Source organism: Roseibium sp. RKSG952 (genome assembly GCF_009711355.1).
The window spans coordinates 1-2,907 of record NZ_SMMF01000636.1; the positions used below are offsets into that span (position 1 = coordinate 1).

The window sequence follows — 2,907 nt, forward strand, 5'->3', positions numbered from 1 at the left end:
TTAGGGCTCAGTGATAAATCGTACGCTAAGGGTTCTGACCTCTCTGTAATGTTCGATAGACGGTTGGTCGCGACACGGAAAACACCTCGGCCAGGTCGCTGATGGAATACTCCCCAGTGGCATGCATACGGGTCAGTTCACGCTGCTGTTTCTCGGACAGTTTTGGCTTTTTGCCACGCAGCTTGCCCTTGGTACGGGCGATGGCCATGCCTTCGCGCGTACGCATACGGATGAGGTCGGCTTCGAACTCGGCAAAGGTGGCGAGGATGTTGAAGAACATCTTTCCCATGGGATCGGACGGATCATAAACCGAGGCACCGAGTGCCAGTTTCACACCTTTCGCTTCCAACTGATGCGCGATGGCACGGGCGTCCGGAACGGATCGCGCCAAGCGGTCGAGCTTGGGAACCACAAGCGTGTCACCTTCGCGAACAGCGGCGATGGCTTGATCTAACCCAGGCCGCGCACGGTTGGTACCAGTCAAACCATGGTCAGTGTAGATGCGATCTGGAGCAACGCCTAAGGTTTCGAGCGCCTGTTTTTGGGCGGTCAGATCCTGGCCGTCGGTGGAACAGCGGGCGTATCCAATTTTTGTCGCAGTCATGCACAAAGTGTACGAATAAGGGGCCTCTTTTGCAAATTTAATCGTACCAGTTATATGAGACGCCGGAAGCTGCGGTTTCATGCGGCGCGTCTACTCGCTTGAACCTGTCCGCTCAGCGGTCCCCTTACGGACGGATGAAGGTTGATCCGAGCTCGAACATTTTTTACTGAGAAGATAACATATGGCCCATAGAACTGTTCTGACGAAACGTCAGGCCGCCGCTCTCTTCGCGCTGCCGACTGATCGGGCTTCGCTGGAATACCATTACACGCTTGCAGACGACGATATCGAACACGTCAGAACGCGCAGGGGACCAAAAAATCAGATGGGCTTTGCGCTCCAGCTTTGCGCGTTGCGATATCCCGGGCGCCTTCTTAAGCCGGGAGAGATCATCCCGGAAGCTGTAACCAGTTACCTTGCCGCCCAGCTCGGTCTGCAACCCGAAGATCTCTTGCCCTACGCTGTCCGCGATGCAACCCGTCGAGAACATCTCGGTACATTGCGCAAGATCTATGGCTATAAGCGGTTCACCGGTAAACGTGTGAAGCAAATGACAGCTTGGTTAGACCAACAGGCCGAGGCAGCCGAATCTGACGAAGGTTTGGTGCGGGCTTTTGTTGAAGACTGCCGGGAGCGGCAGATCATCCTGCCGGGTATCACGACGATTGAGAGGCTGTGTGCCGATGCGCTTGTGGCGGCCGAGCGGCGGATCGAGAACCGGATTGTCGCGCGCCTGGACAGTCGAATGCGCCGTCGTCTCGACGACCTGCTTGGCGAGGCTGCGAACGGGTGGCAGAGCGTGTTCTTGTGGCTGCGGGGTTTTGAGGTCGGCAAGAACACAGCCGATATGAACCGCCTGCTTGACCGGGTGGAAGCCCTCAAGGCGATTGGTCTGCAACCCGACGTTCTTGATGGCATTCCGCCCCACAGGATCAAGATCCTGCGCCGTCAGGGCGAGCGCTACTTCACGGGCGATTTGCAGGACATCAGCAGTAATCGTCGCCTCGCCATTCTGGCCACCTGTGTCGTTGAATGGGCAGCGTCCATCGCCGATACCGTTGTCGAAACCCATGATAGGATCGTAGGCAAGACCTGGCGAGAGGCGAAGAAAATCAGCGCGCTGCACTTCGAGCAGGCACAGGCGGATATAGCCAGCACACTGGTCGGGTTCCAATCTCTGGGAACGACATTGCTGATGGCCCGTGGCGATGAGGCTGCCTTGGGCGGGGCCGTCGATGCATCCTGTTCATGGGATGGTCTGGAAACTCTTGTGGCGATGGCGACCCAATTGATCAAACCTGCCATGGCCGAGCCGATGGATCACATCGAGAAGGCGGTTCACAGCTTCAAGCTTTATAGCAAACGCATGTTGAATGCGCTGGATATCCGGGGATCCACCGTGGCCCAACCGTTGCTCGACGCTGCGGCGATCATCCGGGAGGGTGCAGACATCCCAGTCAAATCGCGAGCCTTTCTGCCCGCCCGATCAAAGTGGGACAAGCAACTGCGCAAGTCGGAAACCAACGAGGAGCGGCTCTGGATCGTAGCAGTTATGTTCCGTTTGCAGGAGGCCTTCAGGTCCAACGATATCTGGCTGGACCATGCCCGCCGATATGCTGATGACAGGAAAGTCCTCGTACCACTGGAAACAGCGAAGGCGATGCCGGGACTTGAACTCCCGCTGGATCCCAGAGTCTGGATCGAGGATCGCAAGCGCCGATTGCAGAGTGGCCTCGAACGGCTTGCGGAGGCTGTCAGGGACGGCACTCTTCCCAACGGCACCATCGAAGATGGCCAGTTACGGGTTGAGCGTCTGAAGGCAGATGTTCCTGAGGAGGCAGCTGATCTGGTTCTCGATCTCTATCGGCGGCTTCCCCCTGCGAAAATAACGAACATCCTTCAGGACGTGGCCGAAGCCACGGGCTTCACGGAAGCGTTCACTTATCTGCGCACGGGCGCCCCCTGCAAAGACATCATCGGGCTGCTGACCGTTCTTCTCGGTGAGGGACTGAACGTTGGCTTGAGCAAAATGGCCGCCGCGACCGCGGATCACGAGTATTCCCAGTTGTCCCGCCTGTCGCGCTGGTTTGTCGAAAGCGACGCGATCAATGAGGCACTGGCCATCGTACTCGACGCGCAGTCCAGGCTTCCCATGGCCCAACACTGGGGTTCGGGGCAAACTTCCTCCAGCGATGGTCAGTTCTTCCCGACCACGAGACAGGGGGAGGCCATGAACCTCATCAATGCGAAGTACAACACGCACATACCGGGATTGAAGGGTGAGCGTCCGGCGAACCCGACCT

Annotated in this window: 2 protein-coding genes; one reads left to right on the forward strand and one right to left on the reverse strand. The window is 57.7% G+C overall.

Annotation, left to right across the window (positions count from 1 at the left end):
- Window positions 1-25: 25 nt before the first annotated feature.
- Window positions 26-604, reverse strand: coding sequence for a recombinase family protein (locus tag E1297_RS03125; protein ID WP_155133783.1), 579 nt, complete (start codon window positions 602-604; stop codon window positions 26-28).
- A gap of 181 nt (window positions 605-785) precedes the next feature.
- Between E1297_RS03125 and E1297_RS03130 the strand changes: the two genes are divergently transcribed.
- Window positions 786-2,907: Tn3 family transposase (locus tag E1297_RS03130; protein ID WP_155133780.1), on the forward strand; the 2,122-nt coding region annotated here is incomplete at its 3' end.